General features: G+C 68.5%; 17 protein-coding genes. 3 read left to right on the plus strand and 14 right to left on the minus strand.

Annotation, left to right across the window (positions count from 1 at the left end):
- From phnL to phnG, 7 genes are read right to left on the minus strand one after another with little or no spacing between them, the layout of a single operon-like run.
- The gene (gene phnL / locus SJY11_RS05475) at positions 1–696 is read right to left on the minus strand and encodes a phosphonate C-P lyase system protein PhnL (protein WP_376985457.1); all 696 of its coding nucleotides are present in this window, start codon (positions 694–696) and stop codon (positions 1–3) included.
- 4 nt (positions 697–700) lie between these two features.
- Positions 701–910 (minus strand): hypothetical protein, encoded by a 210-nt coding sequence (locus tag SJY11_RS05480; protein WP_376985459.1) that lies wholly within the window; start codon positions 908–910, stop codon positions 701–703.
- On the minus strand, positions 907–1,713 hold the full coding sequence (phnK, locus tag SJY11_RS05485; RefSeq protein WP_376985461.1) for a phosphonate C-P lyase system protein PhnK: 807 nt from the start codon (positions 1,711–1,713) through the stop codon (positions 907–909). The genes SJY11_RS05480 and phnK overlap by 4 nt, the downstream gene beginning before the upstream one ends.
- Positions 1,713–2,738 carry an alpha-D-ribose 1-methylphosphonate 5-phosphate C-P-lyase PhnJ gene (locus SJY11_RS05490; RefSeq protein WP_376985464.1) on the minus strand — a complete coding sequence of 342 codons (1,026 nt, stop codon included), beginning with the start codon at positions 2,736–2,738 and terminating at the stop codon, positions 1,713–1,715. Before SJY11_RS05490 ends, phnK begins: the two co-directional genes overlap by 1 nt.
- Positions 2,735–3,928 carry a carbon-phosphorus lyase complex subunit gene (locus SJY11_RS05495; protein ID WP_376985466.1) on the minus strand — a complete coding sequence of 398 codons (1,194 nt, stop codon included), beginning with the start codon at positions 3,926–3,928 and terminating at the stop codon, positions 2,735–2,737. The genes SJY11_RS05490 and SJY11_RS05495 overlap by 4 nt, the downstream gene beginning before the upstream one ends.
- On the minus strand, positions 3,928–4,530 hold the full coding sequence (gene phnH, locus SJY11_RS05500; protein WP_376985469.1) for a phosphonate C-P lyase system protein PhnH: 603 nt from the start codon (positions 4,528–4,530) through the stop codon (positions 3,928–3,930). Before phnH ends, SJY11_RS05495 begins: the two co-directional genes overlap by 1 nt.
- On the minus strand, positions 4,530–4,967 hold the full coding sequence (phnG, locus tag SJY11_RS05505; protein WP_376985471.1) for a phosphonate C-P lyase system protein PhnG: 438 nt from the start codon (positions 4,965–4,967) through the stop codon (positions 4,530–4,532). Before phnG ends, phnH begins: the two co-directional genes overlap by 1 nt.
- A gap of 88 nt (positions 4,968–5,055) precedes the next feature.
- On the opposite strand from phnG, the gene phnF reads away from it, so the two are divergent.
- Entirely contained in the window at positions 5,056–5,808 is a 753-nt protein-coding gene (phnF, locus tag SJY11_RS05510; RefSeq protein ID WP_376985473.1) for a phosphonate metabolism transcriptional regulator PhnF, read from the plus strand.
- Between the two features lie 33 nt (positions 5,809–5,841).
- On the opposite strand, the gene phnE (SJY11_RS05515) is transcribed toward phnF, so the two are convergent.
- The 5 genes from phnE (SJY11_RS05515) to SJY11_RS05535 form a co-directional block, all read right to left on the minus strand.
- Positions 5,842–6,696 (minus strand): phosphonate ABC transporter, permease protein PhnE, encoded by an 855-nt coding sequence (gene phnE, locus SJY11_RS05515; protein ID WP_376985475.1) that lies wholly within the window; start codon positions 6,694–6,696, stop codon positions 5,842–5,844.
- Entirely contained in the window at positions 6,693–7,574 is an 882-nt protein-coding gene (gene phnE / locus SJY11_RS05520) for a phosphonate ABC transporter, permease protein PhnE (protein ID WP_376985477.1), read from the minus strand. Before phnE (SJY11_RS05520) ends, phnE (SJY11_RS05515) begins: the two co-directional genes overlap by 4 nt.
- A 211-nt stretch (positions 7,575–7,785) precedes the next feature.
- Positions 7,786–8,703 (minus strand): phosphonate ABC transporter substrate-binding protein, encoded by a 918-nt coding sequence (gene phnD, locus SJY11_RS05525; protein WP_376985479.1) that lies wholly within the window; start codon positions 8,701–8,703, stop codon positions 7,786–7,788.
- Between the two features lie 53 nt (positions 8,704–8,756).
- A complete protein-coding gene (phnC, locus tag SJY11_RS05530; RefSeq protein ID WP_376985481.1) occupies positions 8,757–9,575 on the minus strand; it encodes a phosphonate ABC transporter ATP-binding protein in 819 nt (272 codons plus the stop codon).
- Positions 9,576–9,704: 129 nt separating this feature from the next.
- Positions 9,705–10,370: a TetR/AcrR family transcriptional regulator gene (locus SJY11_RS05535; protein ID WP_376985482.1), complete on the minus strand. Its 666-nt coding sequence runs from the start codon at positions 10,368–10,370 to the stop codon at positions 9,705–9,707.
- A 78-nt stretch (positions 10,371–10,448) separates the two neighbouring features.
- On the opposite strand from SJY11_RS05535, the gene SJY11_RS05540 reads away from it, so the two are divergent.
- Both SJY11_RS05540 and SJY11_RS05545 read left to right on the plus strand, forming a co-directional pair.
- Positions 10,449–11,558: an efflux RND transporter periplasmic adaptor subunit gene (locus SJY11_RS05540; RefSeq protein WP_376985484.1), complete on the plus strand. Its 1,110-nt coding sequence runs from the start codon at positions 10,449–10,451 to the stop codon at positions 11,556–11,558.
- A gap of 8 nt (positions 11,559–11,566) precedes the next feature.
- Complete coding sequence (locus SJY11_RS05545) at positions 11,567–14,653, plus strand: efflux RND transporter permease subunit (protein ID WP_376985486.1); 3,087 nt, start codon at positions 11,567–11,569, stop codon at positions 14,651–14,653.
- 4 nt (positions 14,654–14,657) lie between these two features.
- Here SJY11_RS05545 and pbpC read toward each other — a convergent pair whose 3' ends face one another.
- Positions 14,658–16,796 (minus strand): penicillin-binding protein 1C, encoded by a 2,139-nt coding sequence (pbpC, locus tag SJY11_RS05550; protein ID WP_376985488.1) that lies wholly within the window; start codon positions 16,794–16,796, stop codon positions 14,658–14,660.
- Positions 16,797–16,800: 4 nt separating this feature from the next.
- Positions 16,801–22,050 carry an MG2 domain-containing protein gene (locus SJY11_RS05555; RefSeq protein WP_376985489.1) on the minus strand — a complete coding sequence of 1,750 codons (5,250 nt, stop codon included), beginning with the start codon at positions 22,048–22,050 and terminating at the stop codon, positions 16,801–16,803.
- Positions 22,051–22,235: the final 185 nt, after the last annotated feature.

Below are 22,235 nucleotides of genomic sequence, written 5' to 3' on the forward strand. Positions count from 1 at the left end.
TCAGGCCTTCCGGAAAGCGGTGATGTCGAGATAGCGCGTCGCGACCTTCTCGCGCACGGCCTCGTCGTGAAAGATCCCGACAATGGCGGAGCCCCTGGCGCGGGCTTCCGCGATCAGTTCGACCACGACGTCGCGATTGGCGGCGTCGAGAGAGGCGGTCGGCTCGTCGATCAGCATGATGGCGGAAGGGTCGACGAAGGAACGCGCGATGTTGACGCGCTGCTGCTCGCCGCCGGAGAAGGTCGCCGGGGCGAGGTTCCAGAGGCGCTCGGGCAGGTTGAGCCGGGCGAGCATCGCCTTGGCCCGTTCGCTCGCCTGATCCGGCGAGATGCCGCGCGCCAGAAGCGGGTCGCGCACGATGTCGAGCGCGCTGACGCGCGGGATCACCCGCAGGAACTGCGAGACGAAGCCGAGCGTGCGGCGGCGGATGTCCAGCACCGTGCGGGGAACGGCGGTGACGATGTCGACCGGCCGGCCGGCATGGGTGATGTGGATATGGCCCGCGCTCGGCAGGTAGTTGCCATAGAGGATGCGCAGCAGGCTCGACTTGCCGGCGCCGGACGCGCCCGCGAGGACGAGGGCCTCGCCGGCCTCGACGCTGAAATTGACGTCGTCGAAGACGGGCAGCCGGACGCCGCCCTGGTTGTGCAGGGTGAAGGCCTTGGTGACGTTCTCGACGCGAATCATCGTGGTCATGGGATCAGGCCTTGGAGGGTGGCGGTGACGCCGGCGTGACGGGCGTGCTTTGGGTGGTCGAGGCGTTCGGCGGCGGGGCGGCCTTGGCCGGCCGGCCCAGCAGGGTCCGTTCGACATCCAGCCCGCTCGGCTGCCGGTCCGCTTCGCCGGAGACGGGGCTCGGGCCGGCCTGAGTGCCGAAGCCTGACCATTGGGGCTGGACGAAGCCGCTCATACGGTCAGCACCGCCGAGGTGAGGAGCTGCGTGTAGGCGTGGTGCGGGTCGTCGAGAACCTGATCCGTCAGCCCCTGCTCGACGACATGGCCATCCTTCATCACCATCAGCCGGTCGGTGAGAAGCCGCGCCACGGCGAGGTCGTGCGTGACGATGATGGCGGCGAGACCGAGGTCGCGCACCAGCACGCGCAGCAGGTCGAGCAGGCGGGCTTGCACCGAGACGTCGAGCCCGCCGGTCGGCTCGTCCATGAAGACGAGGCGCGGTTCCGAGACGAGCACCCTGGCGATCTGCAGGCGCTGCTGCATGCCGCCCGAGAACTGGCGCGGCCGGTCGTCGATGCGGGCACCGGCGATCTCGACGCGGGCGAGCCAGTCGAGTGCGCGCTCGCGGATCTGGCCGTAGTGGCGGTCGCCGCGGTCCATCAGGCGCTCGCCGACATTGCCGCCGGCCGAAACGTCCATGCGCAGCCCGTCGCGCGGGTTCTGGTGGACGATGCCCCAGGCGGTGCGCATCAGCTGCCGGCGCTCCTGCTCGGGCACCGAGTAGATGTCGAGCGGCGCCGACCCGCCGCGGAACAGAACCTCGCCCTCGTCGGGACGGTCGATGCCGGCGAGGCAGCGCAGCAGGGTCGATTTGCCGGAGCCGGATTCGCCGACGATGCCGAGCACCTCGCCTGGCCAGAGGTCGAAGGAGACGCCCTCACAGCCGATGCGCTCGCCATAGAAGCGCGAGACGCGCGCAGCGGAGAGCAACGGGGCGGGTTCGAGGGCGGCCTCGGGGGGGGAGACGTGGAGGGTCATCAGCGGGTCTCCTCGCCGTCATTGCGAGCGGAGCGAAGCAATCCAGCAGACGTAGCGTGCGGCGGGGTGTGGATTGCTTCGTCGGCATCGCCTCCTCGCAATGACGGGGAGGCCTCGACCAGCCCGCTCGCCGTCGCATCGCCCAGCATTGTGCCGCGATGGCCGGCGGCGCGGCGCGTCTCGCAATGGTGGCTGTCCGAGCAGACGAACATGCGCGCGCCCTGGTCGTCGATCACGACCTCGTCGAGATAGCTGTCGGTGGCGGCGCAGAGCGCGCAGGGCTCGTTCCAGCTCTGGATGCGGAAGGGGTGGTCCTCGAAATCGAGACTGCGCACGCTGGTGTGGGGCGGGAGCGCATAGATGCGCTTCTCGCGGCCGGCGCCGAAGAGCTGGAGGGCCGGCGACATGTGCATCTTCGGGTTGTCGAATTTGGGGATGGGCGAGGGCGCCATGATGTAGCGGCCATTGATCATCGCCGGGTAGTCATAGGTCGTCGTGACCTCGCCAAAGCGGGCGATGTTTTCGTAGAGCTTCACCTGCATCAGCCCGTATTCGGCCCAGGCGTGCATCTTGCGGGTCTCGGCCTCGCGCGGCTCGAGCTTGCGCAGCGGCTCCGGCTGGGGGACCTGGTAGACCATGATCTGCCCGGCCTGGAGCGGCGCCTCGGGAATGCGGTGGCGGGTCTGGATGATCGTGGCCTGCTCGGTGGCTTCCGTGGTGCGGGCGTCGGCGGTCTTCTCGAAGAAGCGGCGGATCGAGACGGCGTTGGTGGTGTCGTCGGCGCCCTGGTCGATGACCTTCAGCGTGTCCTGGGGACCGATGATCGCCGCCGTGACCTGGATGCCACCAGTGCCCCAGCCGCGGGCGAGCGGCATCTCGCGCGAGCCGAACGGCACCTGGTAGCCGGGCACGGCCACGGCCTTGAGCAGGGCGCGGCGGATCATCCGCTTCGTCTGCTCGTCGAGATAGGCGTAGTTGTAGGCTGGGTTCGCCTCGTCGCCCGGCAGGGTCTGGTGAACGGTCATTCCGCGGCCTCCGGCAGCGTCTCGGGTTCGGCTGCGAGGCGTGCTTCGCGCTCGCGGCGGATGCGGCGGATCAGTTCGAGCTCGCCCTGGAAATCGACATAGTGCGGCAGCTTGAGATGCTCGACGAAGCCCGCCGCTTCGACATTGTCGGAGTGGTAGAGGACGAACTCGTCCTGCTGAGCCGGGTACTCGGCCGCCTCGCCGAATTCGCGGGCCTTGAGGGCGCGATCGACGAGCGACATCGACATGGCCTTGCGCTCGCTATGGCCGAAGGCCAGGCCGTAGCCGCGGGTGAATTGCGGCGGAACGTCCTTCGAGCCGGCAAACTGATTGACCATCTGGCACTCGGTCAGGGTGATCTCGCCGAGATCGACCGCGAAGCCCAACTCCTCGGGCACGAACTCGACCGAGACCTCGCCGACGCGGATCTCGCCGACGAAGGGATGGTTGCCGCCGAAGCCGCGCTGGACGGAATAGCCGAGCCCGAGCAGAAAGCCCTCGTCGCCGCGCGCCATGGCCTGCAGGCGGACGTCGCGGTCGGCCGGGAAGGAGACCGGCTCCCGGGTCAGGTCGAAGGGGCGCGGGTCGCCCTCGGGCGCAACCTCGGGCTCCATCAGCCCCTCGGCGCCGAGGATGTCGGGCACGCGGGGCATGTGGGTGTCGAGGGGGGCGTGAAGGCCGTCATGCTCGGGCTCGACCCGAGCGTCTCTGGACGATGAAGCTCCTGTGTCGTCCTGTCCCGAGATGGTCGGGTCAAGCCCGACCATGACGGAGGGCGCTGCGTCATCCATCAGCGCGAAATCGAACAGCCGGTGGGTGTAGTCGTAGGTCGGGCCCAGCACCTGCCCGCCGGGCAGATCCTTGTAGGTCGCCGAGACGCGGCGACGGATCGCCATCTTCGCGGTGTCGACGGGCTCCGACGAGCCGAAGCGGGGCAAGGTGGTGCGATAGGCGCGCATCAGGAAGGCGGCCTCGATGACGTCGCCCTGCGCCTGCTTCAGCGCCAGTGCCGCGAGGTCGGCATCATAGAGCGAGCCCTCGTTCATGACGCGCGCGCAGGCCAGCGCCTGCTGCTCGCGGATCTGGGCGACGCTGATCTCGGGAACGGCCGCGTCGCCGCGGCGCGCTTCCGCGACGCGCTCATGGGTGGCGAGGATGGCGGCTTCGCCGCCTTTGACCGCGACATACATCAGGCCGCCCCTCCGATTTGCGTGGAGCGCGGCAGGCCGATGACGCTGTCGGCATGGGCCAGCAGCAAATCGATACCGAGCGGGTAGGCGGCGTTGTTGACCGCGACCCCGGCCCAGAAGCCCGGACGCAGCCCGGCCGGGGCGATGTCGCGCCGGGTCGCAATGCCGGGGCCCGAGAGGGTCACCGCCTCGCCGCCATGGAAGGCGGAGCACTGCACGATGATCGTCGTCGACCGATCGGGGAACTGGTCATTGCCCGGATCGAAATCTGCGAGCAGCGGCGCAAGCGCGGCGCCGTCGATGACGGCGAAGGCGGCGCGGCGCGGCTCCTCGACGAGCGCCGCTCCGCAATGGAAGCGCAGCCAGGCGCCGGCCGGGCCGTTGCGCAGCGCAGGCGGCAGCCAGATCGGCGTCTCGTAATCCGCCAGCGTCAGCAGGGTGGTCGCGGTCGCCGCATGCAGTCCCTCGGGCGGCGCGATGCCGCCACGGACGGCCTGCGGTGTGCCGGGCTCCGACAGGGCGCCGAGCAAGGCGCGGAAGGCGGCCTGGGACTGGAAGACGGGGTCGGAAAAGCCGGCCCCGATGAGCGTATCGGTCGCCATCACGCGCCCCTGACGAGAGTGAAGAAATCGACCTTGGTCGCGGCCGCCTTGCGCGAGGCGAGATCACGGGCCGCGCCCTGGCGGGCGGCGAGATCGTCGATGGCCCGGTGCAGGGGCGATGTCGCCTCCTCGCGCTGGAGCCTGGCGTCGAGGACGGCGGCGAGGCGCGCCTTGCGGGCGTCGCGGCCCAGTGCATAGGAGAAGCCCATCGGTCCGTCGGACAGCCTGACGACGCAGCGGGTCACGGTGGCCTCGCCGAGGTTGAAGCGCCGGCCGGCGCCGCCGGCGCGACCCTCGACCATTACCGTCCCGGTCTCGGGCGCCTTGAGCACTTCGTGGCGGGGCAACTCCGGCCCCACCAGGTCGGTGATCTCTGCGCGGCTGGCGCGGGCGAGGATCGCCATCCAGCGCTGCCTGTCGGTGGTGGTTGCGGTCATCGTCGCCTGCCGTCTGGCTGTTCGTGAATGTCTAGACTATAATAGGATGTCTGGCTGGAAAGGTCTATACATTTTGAATGACAGTTTTTTGACCGAAGGTCCGGGCGCCGACGCCGGTGCGGCCGACAGCGGGACCGCCTGGCGTCGGATCGCCGACGATCTGTCCGCCGCGATCGCCCGGGGTGACCATGCCACCGGCGAGACGTTGCCGGCGGCCACGGCGCTGGCGGAGCGCTATGGTGTCCACCGCCACACGGTGCGCCAGGCGTTCCGCCATCTGGCGGAACAGGGGCTGGTTACGGTCTCGCGGGGGCGCGGCACGCAGGTGAGCCCGCGGCGCGTCGCCTATCCGCTCGGCCGGCGCGTCAGCATGCGGGCCAATCTCGGCCGACTCGGGCTCGTCGGGTTGAGCCGGATGCTTTCGGCCGCGCAGGTCGACGGAGAGGCCGAGACCTGCTCGACTCTCGGGCTCGAGGATGGTGCCAGGTTGTGGCGCGTCGAGGGGCTGAGCCTGGCCGACGGCACGCCGATGGGCACGGGCACGCACTGGCTGGCGGTCGCGCGCTTTCCGGATTTCGACGCGGCGTTCCGGGAGGGTGGGGCCTCGATGACGGCGGCGCTCAAGGCCTATGGGATCGCCGATTATGTCCGCCTGTCGACGCGGCTGACGGCGCGGCTGGCGGATGAGCGCGAGGCGGAACTTTTGCAGATCGAGCCCGGCGCGCCGGTGATGGTTTCGGTCGCCGTCGATGCGCTGCCGGACCTGACGCCGATTCATCTGGTCAGCAGCGTCTTCGCCGGCGAGCGCATGGAGATGGTGGTCGAGCCCTTCGCGGAGTGACGCCCGGGTCTTCGCCCGAGCGTCGCTCCGATTTCAGATCGCGCGCTTGCCGATGATGGCGAAGCGCAGCTTGGCCGAGATGAAGTCGATCGCGGTGACGGCGGCGAGGATCAGCAGGATCAGGAAGGAAACCTGCTGCCATTCGAGGGTCCGGATCGTCTCGGCGAGGTAGAGCCCGATGCCGCCGGCGCCGACGATGCCGATGATGGTCGAGGAGCGGGTGTTGGATTCGATGTAGTAGAGCACCTGGCTCGCGATCACAGGCAGCACCTGGGGAATCAGGCCGAAGCGGATCTCGTGGAGCTTGTTGCCGCCCATCGAGGTTACGCCCTCGACCGGCTTGCGATCGGCCGACTCGATGGCCTCGGAATAGAGCTTGCCGAAGGCGCCGATGTCGCTCGTCATGATGGCGAGCATGCCGGCGAAGGGGCCGAGGCCCACCACATTGACCCAGATCAGCGCCCAGATCAGCGCATCGACGCCGCGCACCGTGTCCATCGAGCGACGCGCCAGGAAATGGACGACGCGGTTGGCGACGACATTCTTGGCGGCGAGGAAGCCGAGCGGAAAGGCGAGGATCGCGGCCAGAATCGTGCCGAGGAAGGCGATGGCGATGGTCTCGAACAGGGCCTTCACGAAAATGATGGCGCGGGCGAAGGAGCCAGGATCGGGCGGCAGCATCAGCACGACGAAAGTGCCGAGATTGCCAAATCCGGCGACGAGACGCCAGAACGACACCTCCAGCGTGGAAAGCCCGTAGACGAACAGTCCGACGAGACCGACGACCACGGCGATCGTGGTCAGGCGCGTGCGCAGCGAGCCGTCGATCGCGGCCTTGTGACGTTCGGCCAGCGCGGCGCGGTCGGAGGCGGAGAGGGCCAGAGTCATTTGCCGTGCTCCAGGCTGAGCAGCGCGTGGCGCAGGCGCTCGGTGCCGTAGTCGATCACCATGACGGCGAGGATGATCAGCAGGAGGATGGCGCTGACATCGGTGAAGTAGAATTTGCGGATGGCCTCGATCAGATCCTGGCCGATGCCGCCGGCGCCGACGAAACCCATGATCGAGGCACCGCGGACATTGATCTCGAAGCGCAGCAGCGAATAGCTGGCGAAATTGGAGAGCACCTGAGGGACGACGGCATAGCGGATCACCTGCCACCAGCCGGCCCCGGTCGCGGTGAGGCCGTCGACCGGCTTCATGTCGATGTTCTCGACCACCTCCGAGAAGAGCTTGCCCATGGCGCCGGTGGTGTGGATCGCGATGGCGAGCACGCCGGGCAAGGGGCCGAGCCCGAAGGCGATGACGAAGATCAGCGCGAAGACGATTTCCGGCACGGTGCGGCAGAATTCGAGATAGCGCTTGGTGACGAAGCGCATCCAGCCCGAACGGCCGAGATTGGCGGCGGCGACGAAGCAGAGCAGGAAGCCGCCGACGACGCCCAGGATGGTGCCGGTATAGGCGATCAGGATCGTCTGCCAGAGCAGCTTGAGCCAGCCCTTCCAACCCCAGAACCACTCGGCGAAATCCGCCCCGAATGTCGCCAATCGCAGCGTCGGCATCGTGTCGAGAATATATTTCGGGAAGCGCCAGGCGTTGTCGACGAATTTGCCGAGATCAACCTCCGAACCGATCGCGGACAGCCACACCAGAATGGCGAGAACGGCCGCGCCGATCAGCGTCTGGCGGCGCTTGGCGGCCATGGCGCTCGCGTAGACCGCGGCATGGGCGGTGATCGCGGGGTCGTTGCGGTCGATCGCGAGGGTCATCGTCTTGTGAATCCGTTGCCGATCGGGCGCGGGGAACCCCTCTCCTGTCAGGAGAGGGGCAGGGGTGAGGTGTAGGCCGCGGACCAGCGTCTCTCAGCGGACCGGTACGCCGCAGTGAGAGCGCAGCCAGAACGTCAAGGGGCCGACCCCTCACCCTGCCCTCTCCCTATGGGAGAGGGCCCCTGCGCTTTCTCTGGTGAGCGTGTCGTCCTTACGACGCCTTCTTGCGGCGCAGTTCGTCGACGAACTTGTTCAGTTCGATGATCGGCTTGTAGGCATCGTTGGTGACCGGCACCATCGGCCCCTGCTTGCCATTATAGATCTTGTCGAAGGCGGCCTTGTCCTTGGTCTGGATGTTCAGCACGGCGGTCCGGATCGCGGTGCGCAGGCTCTCGGGCAGATCGGTCAGATAGGCCATCGGCGAGTTCACGATCTCGTCCGACTTGAAGATGATGCGGAAATCCTCGGCCTTGACCATGTTCTTGCGCGCCATGCGCAGAAGGTTCGACTCGGTCTCGTCGTTCCACCAATTGGCGGCGACGTCGACCGTACCCTGCTGGAGCGCGATGACCGCGTTCTCATGACTGCCGGTGTAGACGACCTTGCCGAAAAAGGTCTCGGGTTCGATCTTCATCGCGTTGAGGGCGAAGCGCGGCACGTTGTTGCCGGAGGTTGAGTTCGGATCGACCAGGCCGAGGTTCTTGCCCTTGAGGTCCTCGACCTTCTGATAGGGCGAGTCCTTCTTCACATAGAAGACCGAGTGGTAGCCTTTGGTGCCGTCGAGATTGGTTTCGATCGCGAAGGCCTCGATCTTGGCGCCGGTCATCAGCGCGCGGGCGAAGGAGGAGGGGCCATACATGCCGATGTGGATGTTGCCGGCGCGCTGGCCCTCGATGATCGCGGCGTAGTCGTTGGCGATGCGCAGGGTGACCTTGGTGCCGAGTTCCTTCGCGAGGTAGTTGACGAAGGGCGTATAGCGCTCGGTCACGCCGGCGGCGTTCTCGGCGGGGACGATCGCGAAGATCAGTTCCGGATACTTCGCCTTCCAATCCTGGGCGAAGGCGGGGGCGGCCAGCGAGGCGGCGAGGCCGGCAGCGGCGAGCGTCAGGGTGTGACGACGGGTCAGCATGGAGAGCTCCTGTTGGTCTTCGGGGAGAGACCGCCCGGCGGGCCGGGCGGAAGTCAGGCGACGTTCTGCTTGGCGCGCTGCGCCTCTTCGCTGGCGATGGCCTCGAGCTGGTCGAGCGCCTCGGCGCCGGCGTCCTTGGCCTCGATGCCGTAGAGCTTGGCCGCGACCTCGCTGGTGAGTTGGTGGGGCGGGCCGTCGAAAACGACCTTGCCGGCGGCCATGCCGATCAGCCGGTCGCAGTATTTCGACGCGATATCGAGATGATGCAGGTTCGAGACGACGGTGATGCCGTCCTCGCGGTTGATCCGGAACAGCGCGTCCATCACGACCTGGGTGTTGCGCGGGTCGAGCGAGGCGATCGGCTCGTCGGCGAGGATGATCTGCGGCTCCTGGACCAGGGCGCGGGCGATGGCGACGCGCTGCTGCTGGCCGCCCGACAGCGTTTCGGCCCGCTGGGCCAGGAGATGGCCCATGTCGAGACGCTCGAGGGCCGCGATGGCGCGGATCTTGTCGTCGCGGGAGAAGCTCTTGACCAGGGTCAGGGCGGTCGAGCGGTGGTTCAGGCGGCCGAGCAGCACATTGGTGAGCACGTCGAGCCGGCCGACGAGATTGAACTGCTGGAAGATCATCGCGGTGTCGCGGCGCCAGCGGCGCAGGGCCGCTCCCTTGAGGGCGGTGACGTCACGGTCGCCGGAGACGATGCGGCCTGCGCTGGGATCGGCGAGGCGGTTGAGCATGCGCAGCAGCGTCGATTTGCCGGCTCCGGACCGACCGATGATGCCGACCATCTCGCCCCGGGGGATGGAGAGCGTGACGTTGTCGACCGCGGCATTGGTGCCGAAGCGCTTGGTCAGGCCTTCGATGCGCAGCATGATCGCGGTCCCGCGTTCAGGGGCGAGCATGACTTCGGCCCGAGGCAGGTCATGCCGCCGGGTTCACGCTCTCTGGTGAGGGATTGCTAACCAGAGCAGATGACAGTCAGGTGACGGATTTTGCGGCCGTCAGGCGCCCCGCAGCAGCAGATCGACGCAATCGCGGACATAGGCGGCGCGGAGGCCGGGCGGTGTCTGTTCGACGTTCATCAGGGCCCGATGCTGATGGAAGCCCCGGAGCATGCCGACGAACTGCTCCGCCAGCACCCGGGAGCGCGCCACGTCGAGCGGCCGGGGGAGGCCATCACCGAGATGTGAACGCTGCATCAAGAGCGCCGAAAGGTCGTCGATGATCCGCAGAGCACCCGCTTCGTAAGCAGCTCGGCCGAGTTCGGGGAAGCGCGTCGCGGCGCTCATGACGAGGCGATGGAGGTCGAGGGAATGCGGGTTCAGCATCATCGCCAGCGTATCCTCGCCGAGCCTGACGAGAGCACTGCGGAGGTCTGCTTCCGCGACCGGCCGACGGAGCGGAATCGTCAGTTTTTCAGCAAGTTGCGTGCAGATCGCGCGGAACAGCGCATCCTTGTCGGCGAAGTGGCTGTAGATGGTCTGCTTGGAGACGCCGGCGCGCTGCGCGATCTGGTCGAGCGTCACCCGCTCATAGCCTTCCGCGAGGAACATGGCGGAGGCGGCGCGGATGATGGCGCGATGCTTGTCCGCCCGTAATCGTGACGGCAGGCGTCTTGCATCCGCTTCGTCGGAAGCAGAGACTTCCTGCTCGGCAGCGTCCGTCATGGTTCTGCCCATCACACCCCTTATCAAACTGGACCGTCCAGTCTAAAATAATCGCGTTGCCCCGGAGCGTCCAGTTCAATGAAGCGGTTCGTCTATCTGCTCCTGCTAATCGGCCTCGTGGGCGGGGGCTACTATGGTTATCGCCACTATGAGAAGACGAAGGCCCCAACCCAGGCCGCGGCTCCGGCTGCGCCGCGTGCGGGCGTGCCGGTCGAGGTCGCCAAGATCGAACGCGGAACCGTGAACGAGGAGGTCGAGGCGCTCGGCACGCTGGCCGCCGACGAGTCGGTGGTGATCGCGCCGGAGATCGCGGGCCGCGTCATCGCTCTGGGCTTCAAGGAGGGCGAGCGGGTCGAGAAGGGGCAGGTGCTGGTCAAGCTCGACACCGCGATCCTCGACGCCGAACTCAAGCAGCAGCAGGCCGATCTCGGACTGGCGAAGGACACCTTCGAGCGCAACCGCTCGCTCAGCCAGCGCGGCGTCGGCACGCAGGTCGCGCTCGACGAGGCCACCGCCAAGCTCGCCGCAGCCGAGGCGCGGGTCCAGCTGTCGCGGGCCAAGCTCGCGCAGTCGACGCTGGTCGCCCCCTTCAATGGTGTCGTCGGCCTGCGCGCCGTCAGCGTCGGCGACTATGTCGCGGTGGGCAAGCAGCTGATCACGCTGACCAATATCGATCCGATCAAGGTCGATTTCCGGGTGCCCGAAATCTTCCTGGCCCAGGTCAAGGTCGGCCAGACGATCAGCCTCAAGGTCGATGCCGTTCCCAACAAGGACTTCCAGGGCCGGATCTTCGCGGTCGATCCCGTCGTCGACATCAATGGCCGCGCGATCCGGCTGCGCGCCACCGTGCCCAACCGCGACCTCGTGCTGAAGCCGGGGCTCTTCGCCCGCGTCACCATCGTCGTCGACCAGCGCGAGAATGCGATGCTGATCCCGGAATCCGCCATCGTGCCGGACGGGGTCGGCAAGGTCGTCTTCATCGTCGAGAACGGGAAGGCGAAGCGCGTCTCAGTGGAACTCGGCAAGCGTCTGCCCGGCAAGGTCGAGGTTGTGAAGGGCCTGAACCCGCAGATGCAAGTGGTCAGTTCCGGGCAGATGCGGCTGAGGGATGGCTCGACCGTCTCGATCAAGAACAGTGCGCGCCCCTTGCAGACGAGCGCTCTGCCCGCCGTGCCGACGAGCCCCTGAGCCGAACCATGAGCATCTTCGCCCTCTTCGTCCGCCGGCCCGTCTTCTCCACGGTGCTGAGCTTGCTCGTCGTGCTGATCGGCGCGGTGTCCTATACGCGCCTGACGGTGCGCGAATATCCGAACATCGACGAACCGGTCGTGTCGGTGCGGACCGACTACACCGGTGCCAGCGCCGAGATCATCGAGACCCAGGTCACGCAGATCCTCGAGAACTCGATCGCGGGTATCGAGGGAATCGAGATCATCTCGTCGACGAGCCGCCAGGAGCGCAGTTTCATCTCAGTCCGGTTCCGTCCGGACATCGATCCCGACGTCGCGGCCTCGGACGTGCGCGACCGCGTCAGCCGCGTACGCGGGCGCATGCCCACCGAGATCGACGAGCCGATCATCGCCAAGGTCGAGGCGGACGCGCAGCCGATCCTCTTCCTCTCGCTGATCAGCGAGCGCCATTCTCCGCTCGAACTGACCGACTTCGCCGACCGCTTCATCACCGACCGCGTGCAGAACATCACCGGCGTCGCCGAGGTGCAGATCCGCGGTGAGCGGCGCTATGCGATGCGCATCTGGCTCGATCGGGCGCGCATGTCGGCCTACAACATCACGGTCCAGGAGATCGAGGCGGCGGTCCGCGCCCAGAATGTCGAAATTCCCTCGGGCCGGATCGAAAGCAACAACCGCGAATTCACGGTGCTCTCCCAGACCGGGCTGACCACGCCGGAACAGTTCCAGCAGATCGTCGTCAAGGACGCCAACAACTTCCCGATCAAGCTGCGGGACGTGGCGCGCGTCGAACTGGGTGCGCTGGCCGAGCGCAACGCCGCCTGGTTCACAGGCAAATCCTCGGTGACGATTGGCATCGTCAAGCAGGCGACCGCCAACCCGCTGGACGTCTCCAGCGGCGTCCGGGCAGCGCTGCCGGAGATTATCGAGGATCTGCCGGACGGCATGACGATCGCGACCTCCTATGACAGCTCGGTCTTCATCGATCGGTCGATCCAGGCCGTCTACACGACCATCCTGGAGGCGGTCGTCCTCGTCGTCCTGATCATCTTCGTCTTCCTGCGCTCGCTGCGTGCGACACTGATCCCGCTCGTCACGATCCCCGTCTCGCTCGTGGGCTCGTTCGCGCTGATGTATGCGCTCGGCTTCACCGTAAACACGCTGACCCTGCTCTCCATGGTGCTCGCGATCGGGCTCGTGGTCGACGACGCCATCGTCGTGCTGGAGAACGTCCACCGCCATATCGAGGACGGCATGGAGTCCAATGCTGCGGCGATCCGCGGCATCAACGAGATCGCGTTCGCCGTCATCGCGATGACGCTGACGCTGGTGGCGGTCTATGCGCCCATGGCGTTCTCGACGGGGCGGACCGGAAAGCTCTTCATCGAGTTCGCGCTGACGCTGGCGGGGGCGGTGCTGGTCTCGGGCTTCGTCGCGCTGACGCTGACGCCGATGATGTGCGCCAAGCTGCTGAAGCATGAGACCTCGCACAGCTGGCTCTACAATGTGATGGAGCGCGGCTTCAACGGCCTGTCGAGGGGCTATCGCGCCTCGCTGCGCGGGGCGCTGTCGATCCGCCCCGTCATCGTGATCCTGGCTCTGGGGGTCGCCGGGGCGAGCTATTTCTTCTTCACGGGGCTTCGCTCGGAACTCGCCCCGGTCGAGGATCGCGGCACGATCACCGCCATCGGCGTCGCGCCGGAAGGGGCGACGATCAGCTTCACGGCGGAGTATGCGCGCCGGGTCGAGGAGGTGTTCAGCAAGATTCCCGAGGTCCAGACCTATCTCGTGATCGTCGGTTTCCCGGACGTGACCCGCGCGATCGCCTTCGCGCGGCTGAAGCCCTGGGAAGAGCGCACGCGCAAGCAGCAGACCATCGTCGCGGAGATCAACCGGCAACTGTCCCAGATTCCGGGAATCCGGCTGTTCGCCACCAACCCGCCCTCCCTCGGGCAGGGCGGTGCCAGCAGCCGGCCGGTGGAGTTCGTGCTGCGATCTTCGGAGTCCTATCTCCAGATCAAGGATTATGTCGACGCCGTCATCGCCGAGGTCGCCGGCTCGCCCGCTCTGACCAATGTCGAGTCCAACCTCATCCTCGACAAGCCGCAGATCAAGGTCTCGATCGACCGGCAGCGCGCGGCGGATCTCGGTGTCGGTGTCGACGTCATCGGCCGCACGATGGAGACGCTGCTGGGCGGGCGACAGGTCACCCGCTTCAACATGAATGGCGAGCAGTACGACGTCGTCATCCAGGTCGCCGGCGAGGATCGCAACACGCCACAAGCGCTTCAGTCCATCTATCTGATGGGACGCGGCGGTGCGGTGGTGCAGCTGTCGAGCCTGGTCAAGGTCGAGGAGGGCGTGGCGCCGAAGGAACTGATCCGGTTCAACCAGCTGCGGTCCGCCACCATCACGGCGGTGCCGGCGCCGGGCTATTCGCTGGGTGACGCCCTGACGGTGCTGGAGCAGGCCGCGGCCCGCGTCCTGCCGAAGACGGTGCAGATCGACTATGGCGGCCAGAGCCGCGAGTACAAGCAGTCGGGCGCCTCGATCGCGATCGTCTTCCTTCTGGCGTTGGGTTTCATCTATCTGGTGCTGGCGGCGCAGTTCGAGAGCTTCATCGACCCCATCGTGATCATGGTGTCGGTGCCACTGTCGCTGACCGGCGCGCTGGCGGCACTGTACTTCACCGGCGGGACGATGAACGTCTACAGCCAGATCGGGCTGATCACGCTCGTCGGCCTCATCACCAAGCACGGCATCCTGATCCTGGAATTCACCAACCAGCTTCGGGAGGAGGGCAAGGAGATGATCGACGCGCTGGTCGAGGCGGCCGAGTTGCGGCTGCGCCCGATCCTGATGACGACGGGCGCGATGGTGCTCGGCGCGGTGCCGCTGGCGCTCGCGACCGGGGCCGGCGCCGAAAGCCGCTCGCAGATCGGCTGGGTCATCGTCGGCGGCATGACCTTCGGCACGATCCTGACGCTCTATGTCGTGCCGGTCGCCTACTCCTATCTGGCGAGCAAGACGCGCGCGGTGCATGGGCATGTCACGAAGGACGGGCCGGCGGCGCATCCGCAGCCGGCGGAGTAGCCCGCTACTGCAGCCTGACCGAGACGCTTTCGCTGGCGCCGGTGCCGTCGATCACCGAGATCCGCAGGAAGCCCTTGCCCGGCGGTTGCCAGATCGCTTCGCGACGGCGCGTCGGGCTGAGAATCGGGGCGCCGTCGACGAGCCAGGTGTAGGGCGGCGCGCCGCCCGCGACCTTGAGGTTGAGCTCGGGCCGCCCGTCGGCGGCCGAGGCAGCGAGATCGATGCGGGCGCCCTCGGGCGGGAAGGCGAGCCTCAGCGACGGCGTCGTCATCGCGGCCACGGTCTTGGGAACGTCCTGGCGCAGATGGCGCAGCGGCGGCGGCAGATGGGCCGATGTCGCGACGATGCTGTCGGGCGGCTGCGGGAAGGGGCGCGGATCGAGGCCGATCCGGGCGAAGGCGTCGAACAGGATGGGCGCGGCGACGACGCGCCCGACAAGGCCTGGCACGGCGCCGTTGTCGGCGCGGCCGACCCAGACGCCGATCGTATGCTTGCGGTCGAAGCCCACCGCCCAGGCATCGCGATAGCCATAGGAGGTGCCGGTCTTGAAGGCGATGCGGCCGGGCACGGCATTGAGCGGCGGCGGAGCGCCCAGCAGCGTGTCCGCGACATACCAGGCGGCGACGGGTTCGACGAGGCGCGGCGAGGGCGCGCCTCCATCCTCCGCCCGCACCTTCAACGGCGCGACATCCCCGCCCCGCGCGAGCCCGACATAAAGGCGGGTCAAATCCTGCAGTGTGATGCCGAGACCGCCGAGACCGACGGCGAGGCCGGGCGCGCCACCTTCCCTGGGCATGGCGACAGCGGTGCCCACATCGCGCAGTCGCGACAGAAAGCGCTGCGGGCCCAGCGCCGAGAGCAGTTCGACCGCCGGCACGTTCAGCGACAGCTGCAGCGCCTTGCGGGCCGAGACCATGCCCTGGAAGGTCATGTCGAAATTCTCAGGGATATAGAGCCCATAGCGCGCCGGCCGGTCCTCCAGCATCGTCTCGGGATGGGCGATGCCGTTGTCGAAGGCGAGCGCGTAGATGAAGGGCTTGAGCGCCGAGCCCGGGGAGCGCAGCGCCCGCGTCAGATCGAGCGAACCGGCGCGCTCGGCGGCGAAATAGTCGACGCCGCCGACCGAGGCGCGGATCTCGCCGGTCTCGTTGTCGACCGCGAGGATGGCGATCGAGACCTGGGGGCTGAGGCCGAGGCTGCGGTCGCGGGCCAGCGCTTCCAGCGCAGCCTGCAGCCGCGCATCGAGGCTCAGGCGATGGCTGCGGGCGGCCGGTGCTTCGGCCACGACCTGCTCGGCGACATGGGGGGCGAGGTTGGGAAAGGGCTTGCGCGCCGTGGGGATTGGCTCGTCCCGGGCGGCCGCGACCTCGGCAGCCGTGGCGAGGCCGGCCTGTTCGACGCGCGCCAGCACACGGTCGCGGGCCTTGCGGGCGGCCTCGACGAAGCGGTCGGGCCGGCGCGTCTCGGGCGATTGCGGCAGGGCGACGAGGAGGGCGGCCTCGGCGGTCGAGAGGCGCTTCGGCTCCTTGCCGAACCAGGCGAGGCTGGCAGCCCGCACGCCTTCGAGATTGCCGCCGAAGGGGGCGAGTGTGAGGTAGAGGTCGAGGACTTCCGTCTTGGTGAAGCGCCGCTCCAGCTCGACGGCGCGCACCGCCTGGCGGAGCTTGGCACCGAGGCTGCGCTCCTCGCGCGGCTCCAGCAGGCGCGCGACCTGCATGGTCAGGGTCGAGCCGCCGGAGACGATGCGGCCGTTCCACAGCATCTGCCCGGCGGCGCGAACGAGCCCGAGCGGGTCGATGCCGGCATGGCTGTCGAAGCGCCTGTCCTCGAAGGCCTTGAGCATGGCGAGATAGCGCGGATCGACGTCGCCCGTGCCGACCGGGAGCTTCCAGCGGCCGTCCGCGGTCAGGAAGGGGCGCAGCAGCCGGCCCTCGCGGTCGAGCACCACGGTCGAGCGCTCGCTCGCGGCCGCGAGGTCGAGCGGCGGGAGGTTGGCGGCGTAGTGGAGGAGGGAGGCGGTCGCGGTGGCGAGGAGCAGGGCAAGCGATGCGGCTGCGATCTTCAGCTTGCGGAAGCGAGCGGGCTCTGACCCCTCCCCACGAGGGGGAGGGGAGGAGCCTGTACCGGGCTCGTGCGGGCTCAAGACGTCACCGCGCCGAGGCGATGTCCACCGTCCCGAAGGCGGTCCGCCCGAAACGGTCGGGGCGGTACATGTCCTCGATCACGGCGGCAGGCGCCACATAGCGGCCGGGCGAGACGGCGCGGGCGATGTAGGCGACGGTGTAGACGAGCTTCTGGTCCTTGCCGCCCGAGCGCTCGAAGGCGGCGACGTAGCGGTCGTCGCGCGCCTCGGTATGGACGGGAACGACCTCCTGCTTCAGCCAGTCGAGGCCGGCGACGGATGCGCCTTCGGTGAGGTTGGCGTTCTCGATCTCGAGCCCGGCGGGGACGGGATCGACCAGGAGCAGGCGGCCAAAGCGGCTGGCCGGTTCGGTGACCGTGAGAGACACGACATAGCGCTCGTTCTGGCGCAGGCGGGCGGGGTCGGCCCTCTCGCCCTTCATCGTGTAGATCACGCGCTCCAGCCCGAAGCCCTGGTTGAGGGCGGGTTCGGCGCCGGTCGGGATGCCGGCCACGGTGATCACCGCTTGGGCCGTCGCCGCGGCGGGGTTGGCAACCGTCAGCGGCTTCTGCTCCAGCGCCGCAGCCGAGAGGGTGCGGTAGAGCGGCCCCTTCCGCTCAGTGCCGTCGACCGTCAGCGTCATGCCTTCGGCATCCTTCGCCATCGCCTGGGCGGCGAGCACCATCCAGGCCTGCTCCTGGGTCGAGGTATAGCGGGCCGCGTTGCGCGCGCCGTCGAGGATGGCGGCGGCGCGGCCGATCTCGGCCCGGTCGCCGGCCGATTCCGCGATCAGCGCCAGAACCGCGGCGCCGTCGCGCAGGCGCGAGCCGTAATCGGGACGCGACAGGCCGTCGTCGCCGCGTTCCTGCAGGCCGGCGAGCGCGCTGACGAAGGCGGCGCGGCCGCGGCCACGATCGCCGAGCGCCGAGAGCGCCGCACCGATCTGGGCGCGGGCCATAGGCGTGGCGAAATCGGCGAGCTTGTTGTCGGCGAGATAGCGCAGATCGCCCATCACCGGGCGGCCGTTGCGGGCGAGCACATACAGCGCATAGGCGATGCCGGCCGCCTCCTCCTTGACGATCTCGCCGGTGTTGACCACCTGGTTGCGCAGCCGGTCCAGTGCGAGGTTGAAGGCGGTCTGCGGCACCGGGAACTGGCGCTCGCGGGCCCGGGTCAGGAAGTCCGCCGTGAAGGCGTCGAGCCAGAGATCCTCGCCGCCGACGCTCCAGAGCCCGAAGGAGCCGTTGGCGCCCTGGCGGGCGAGCACGCGCTCGATCGCGTTCTGAACGCGCTCATCGGCATTGGCGTCGAGTGCCAGATGCTCGAGCGAGGCGAGCCGGTTGACATGGAGCAGCGGCATGGCGCGGCTGACCGTCTGCTCTGTGCAACCATAGGGGTAGCGGTCGAGCGCCTTGAGCAAGGCCGGCACGTCGAGCGAAGCCAGCGGCGAGACGGAGACCGAGACCTGGCCGGAGCCGGGCACGAGATCGGCCAGGAGATCGGCCGAGACGGTGATCGCGCCGCCATTGCCGGGGATCGGGCGCACGATCCGGCGCGCGATCGTGGCCGCGGAGGGCTGCACGCGCACCGCGAGGTTCTGCACGGTGCCGACGCCGCCGGGCCCGGTGATGCGGACGTCGAATTCGGCGCGGCCGAGGCCTGCGGCCGTCACCGGGATCGTCATCTGGGCCTTGGCGCCAGCAGCGAGCTGAATCGTGCGGCGGGTGGCGTCGGCCGGCACCAGCACCGGGCCGCGGATGTCGAGATCGACGACATAAGGGCCGGCCGGGCCCTCGACATTGTCGATGGCGAGGTGGAAGCGCGACTGGTCGCCGATGGCGAGGAAGCGCGGCAGCGTCGCCTGCGCGACCACCTGATCGCGCACGATCACGTCGGCGCTGGCTTGGCCGGTGCGGCCCGCCGACCAGGCGACGGCCATGACGCGCAGCGAGCCGCTGAAGGCCGGCAGCTCGAAGTCCACCTTCGCCACGCCGTTGGGGCCGACCTTGACCACGCCGGAATAGCGGGCAACCGGCTCCTGTGTCGGCTTCTCGCCTTCGAGCGCGGGGGCAAAATCGCCGCCGCTGCGGATCGCGCCGCGCGTGCCCTGCATGCCGTCGATCAGATAGCCGTAGAGGTCGCGCAGCTCGTGGCCGATCTGGCGCTGGCCGAAGAAGAATTGGCTGGGGTCGGGGCTTTCAAAGCGGGTCAGGTTGAGGATGCCGACATCGACGGCGGCGACCGTGATGAAAGCCTCCTCGCCAGCCCGGGCGCCGGTCACCTTCACCGGCAGCGACAGCGTCGAGAGCGGGCGCACGAGGTTGGGCGCGCCGAGATCGAGCGCGAGCGTACGGCTCTCCTTGCCGATCGAGAACCAGGACAGGCCGATGGCCCGGCCGGGCAGGCGCTTGGCGGCGGCGTCCATCGGCCGGTGGGCGAGCACGACGAGATAGGCACCGGCACCCCATTCCGCCTTGACCGGGACGGTCGCGGTGGTGCCGCCGGTGGCGATGTCGATGGTGCGGAGATCGACGACGCGGTCGGTGATGACCGCGAGCGTAGCCTTGCCGGCGAAGCGGGGGCTGAGGCGGATATTCAGGCTTTCGCCATCCGCATAAGCCGCCTTGTCGATGATGACGTCGAGCACATCCGGCGTGTCGGCGGTCTTGTCGGCCTCGTAGCCGACGCTGAAGGAGACCGAGGTTTCGGTCGCGTCCGGGCCGTCGGCGGCGACGTCGAGGCGGTAATTGCCCCATTCGACCGGCGCGGCGATGCGGGCGGGCGCGGCCTCCGCAACAGCGACCTCGCCATCGGCGACGCGGCGGGTCGACTTGACACCCTCATAGTTCCAGCGGCCATCCTGAAAGAACCACTGATAGTTGCGCGTGACCTTGGACAGGGTCCATTTCACGCCCGCTCTGGCGAGGCGGCGGCCGTCGCCATTGGCCATGATGACGTCGAAGGTCGCGGTCTGGCCATTGCCGAGTTCGCCGTCCTTGAAGGCCTTGCGCACGCCGATGGCGGCGCCCTTGGGCACGATCGGCAGGGTGACGGAGCGCGCGATGGCGCGCCCGCCGGGCTCGCCGACGCGGATGGTGAATTCCGCCTCGAGCGGGCGGTTGGTCTCCGGCTGCGCAACCGGGTTCGTCACGGTGACCTTGCCGGCGGCGTCGGTCGTCGTGCTCTCCTCGAATTCGGACTGGACCGGCTCGAAGGCCTCGTCGGTGAGGCCGACCTGATAGCCGGCGAAACCCGGAATGGCCGACTGGCCGGCGGCCCGGATCGTCATCGAACCGGTGACGTCGAGGCCTGAGCCCGGCGCGCCATAGAGATAGCGCGCGCTGACGTCGATCTCGGCCGGCTGGCCGGCCTGCAGGACGGGCGCCTTCGGCGACAGGGTCAGTTCGAGCCGCTCGGGAACGTAATCTTCGACGAGGAAGGAGACCTCGCCGATCGCCGGGCCCTTGGGATCGGCATAGGCCTGGACGCGCCAGGTGCCGGTCGCCGCACCCGAGAGCAGCGGGATCGAATGGGCGCGGCCGCCGGCGCCCTGATCCTCGACCTGGCGGCGGCGATATTCGACGCCGTCGGGCCGCTTGACGACGAGCGTCAGCGGCAGGCCCGTGACGGCGGCGCCGCGCGCATCGCGCAGCAGGCTGGTCAGATAGACCGTCTCGCCGGAGCGATAGACGCCGCGCTCGGTGTAGAGATAGGCATCGAGGCCGGCGGGGGCGACGCGGCCCTTCACGCCGCGATCCGAGAGATCGAAGGCCGTCTGCTTGAGATCGAGGAAGCCGTAATCCTCCCCCAGCCCCGCCGTGACGAGGCCCGGCGCCAGTCCGCCCTGGCCACGGCTGAGGCCGGCATCGAAGCGGGCATAGCCATTGGCGTCGGAGCGGAGCGTCGCCAGCACCTCGTTGTTCTTCGCCAGCAGGCGCAATTCGGCATTGGCGACGGGGGTGGCGTCGGAGAGCGAGCGCACCAGCACATGCACGCCGTCGGGCCCGGAGAAGGCGGTCAGGCCGAGATCGGAGACGACGAACCACTGCGTCGCGCGGGTGGTGCCGTCGTCATAGTCGCCATCGCCGTCGGAGGCGGCCGGCGCGAGGCCGCCGCTGGGCTTGGCGAACATCACATAGACGCCGGGCTTCAGCGCGCCGACGGCTTCGATCACCGGGAACGCTGTGACGACGTCCTTGTTCAGCTCGGACTTGACCTCCATCGAGCCGGTCCAGACGCGCTGGCCCTTGTCGCTTTCGATCTGCTTCGACTGATAGGCGCCGATCTGGCCGAGGAAGTCCTCGGAATGGACCGAATTGATCAGGTTGCGGTCGCCGATGCGCATGACCTCGAGGTTGAGCTTGTCGGCGTTGACCGAGACGACCGGCACGCCCTGCTGGCCCGTGCGCGGCAGCACGTAGTTCTTGCCGGTGAAGCGCACCGAAGGCGTGCGGTCGCGGACATAGACCTCGTAGTCGGCGGATTTCAGCAGCTTTTCGTCGGGGATCGCCGAGGGCACGCCCTGGCGGATGACGAAGCCGTAGCGCTCGCCATGGCGCAGGCCATCGACGCAGATCTGACGGTCCTCGGCGCTGACGGCGAAATCGCCCTTGCCGCCGGAGATCGCGACGTAAGGGGCGAAATCGATACGGCCGCGCGCCAGCGGTTCGGAGAATTCGAAACAGGCGCGCGGGCTCGCCGCATCGGCATCGACCTTGTTGCCGGTCAGGCGGAAGCCGCGCTGCTCGCGCAGGCCCTCATAGGCGGTGCGCAGCGAGGCGTTGTCGACGAGGTCGAGGCTGAGACGGTAGGTCGTCAGGGCCGGGCGCCAGAGCTCATGGCGCTCGAAGATGCGGGCGAGCAGACCCAGCGAGGCGGCCTCGTCATTGCGACCGGCCGCGCGCTGATAGGCGAGATAGGCGGCGCTGATGGCGCGCTCCCGCAGCTCCCAGCGCTCGCGATAGTCGCGTGGCTCGATGGCGTTGGCGGCGCGTGCCATCAGGCGCCAGCCGGCCGCATTGGCGGGCTCGGCGACGACGGCGGCATTGGCCTGGGGCAGCGCGGCGCGGGCATCGCCACGGGCGAGCGCAGCATCGCCGGCCCGCACCAGATCGGCGGCCGAGCGGGGGCCGGCCGAGACCTCGCGCTTGAGGCGTTCCTCCAGCCGCTGGCCGTCGGCGGCGAGGTCGTTGCGGACATAGGCCTTCTGCGCGAAGGCGGGATGGGCGGCGAGGCCCAGGCCCAGAACCAGCGCGAGGCGGGGCAACAGGCGCATGGGCATTCCCTCCGGATGACGTCCCGCATTCCGCCAGCCCAAGGCAAAGACGGCATGACGGGTATGGTCGCGGCGGCAGGCTATCACCGGCGTCGATTGGTGCAATCCGAAAGGTCGCGGGGGGCCGGCATCGAGCGTCGGGCGCCCCCCGATCGGCGGCCGGAAACACTTGCAGGGGCTGTCGA

The organism is Allobosea sp. R86505 (assembly GCF_042466375.1).
Classification (GTDB): domain Bacteria; phylum Pseudomonadota; class Alphaproteobacteria; order Rhizobiales; family Beijerinckiaceae; genus Allobosea.